This window comes from Microtetraspora sp. AC03309 (assembly GCF_020826795.1).
Taxonomy (GTDB): Bacteria; Actinomycetota; Actinomycetes; order Streptosporangiales; family Streptosporangiaceae; genus Microtetraspora; species Microtetraspora glauca.
Genome location: NZ_JADDIL010000198.1, coordinates 1 through 1437, shown reverse-complemented (window position 1 = coordinate 1437; position 1437 = coordinate 1). Strand labels below are relative to the sequence as shown.

The 1437-nt window shown below is 67.8% G+C and carries 1 protein-coding gene; it reads left to right on the top strand.

Features of this window, described 5'->3' with window-relative positions; all coding sequences use genetic code 11:
* Nucleotides 1-114: 114 nt before the first annotated feature.
* Nucleotides 115-1404, top strand: a complete 1290-nt coding sequence (locus IMZ11_RS42255) for an IS256 family transposase (protein WP_228649154.1) — start codon at nt 115-117, stop codon at nt 1402-1404.
* The last annotated feature ends 33 nt before the right edge of the window (nt 1405-1437 follow it).

Genomic DNA, 1437 nt, shown 5'->3' with positions numbered 1-1437 from the left:
GGAGCAATGCTTGAGATCTGTGGATCGGCCGGGAAGGGGTGTACCTTCCCGGTGATCGTTTGAGGTCTCTCACGCATGGCCGACGCGCCAACGTCGGCTGGGAAGGCACACCCGATGCTCACCGTAGTCCCTGACCCCGCCGGCGGCGACCGCCGTCCGGCTGATGGCCCCGTCTCCTCCTCGCTGATCGACGAGATCGTCCGCGAAGGCGCCCGCCGGATGCTCGCCGAAGCCCTCAAAGCCGAGGTCGACGCCTACATCGCCGCCTTCGCCGACCAGCGCGACGAGGCCGGGCACCGTCTGGTCGTGCGCAACGGCTACCACCAGCCGCGGGAAGTGCTCACCGCAGCCGGCGCGATCGAGGTCCAAGCGCCACGCGTCAACGACAAACGCACCGATGAGGTCACCGGCGAACGCAAGCGATTCTCCTCAGCGATCCTGCCGCCCTGGGCACGCAAGACACCGAAGGTCACCGAGGTGCTGCCGCTGCTCTACCTGCACGGCCTGTCCAGCGGGGACTTCGTCCCGGCGCTGGGGCAGTTCCTCGGCTCCACAAGCGGGCTGTCGGCGCCGGTGATCACCCGGTTGACCGAGCAGTGGAAGGCCGAGCAGCGCGCCTTCGCCGCCCGCGACCTGTCAGGGGTGGACTACGTCTACCTGTGGGCCGACGGCATCCACGTCAACGTCCGTCTGGAAGAGCAGCGGCTGTGCCTGCTCGTGATGATCGGCGTGCGCGCCGACGGCCGCAAAGAGCTGATCGCGCTATCGGACGGCTACCGCGAGTCGACCGAATCCTGGGCCGATCTACTGCGCGACTGCAAGCGTCGGGGAATGCGCGCCCCTGTCCTAGCGGTCGGGGACGGCGCGCTCGGGTTCTGGGCTGCGCTGGGTGAGGTGTTCCCGCAGGCCAGGGCTCAGCGCTGCTGGTTCCACAAGATCGCCAACGTGCTCGCGGCTCTACCGAAATCCGCTCAGCCAGGGGCGAAGAAGGCCCTGGCGGAGATCTGGAACGCCGAGGACAAGGACCACGCCCACGCGGCGGTGAAGGCGTTCCAGGCCGCCTACGGCGCCAAGTACGGCAAGGCCGTGGCCAAGGTCGTCGACGACCTGGACGAGTTGCTGGCGCTCTACGACTTCCCCGCAGAGCACTGGGTGCATCTACGCACGACCAACCCGATTGAGTCGACGTTCGCCACGGTCCGGCACCGCACCAAGGTCACCAAAGGCCCCGGATCCCGGGCGGCTGGGCTGGCCATGGCGTTCAAGCTGATCGAGTCGGCCCAGGCCCGCTGGCGCGCGGTCAACGCACCCCACCTCGTCGCCCTGGTACGTGCCGGGGCGACCTTCATCAACGGCAGGCTCGTCGAACGTCCCGACGATCAGCCCTCACCGGCAGCTGCTTAGAAACTCGTGATCCACAGGTCTTGACGATTGCTC

Bases quoted from the DNA above. Each gene is read 5' to 3' on its own strand.
- IMZ11_RS42255 (WP_228649154.1), top strand. From the start codon at position 115: ATGCTCACCGTAGTCCCTGACCCCGCCGGCGGCGACCGCCGTCCGGCT.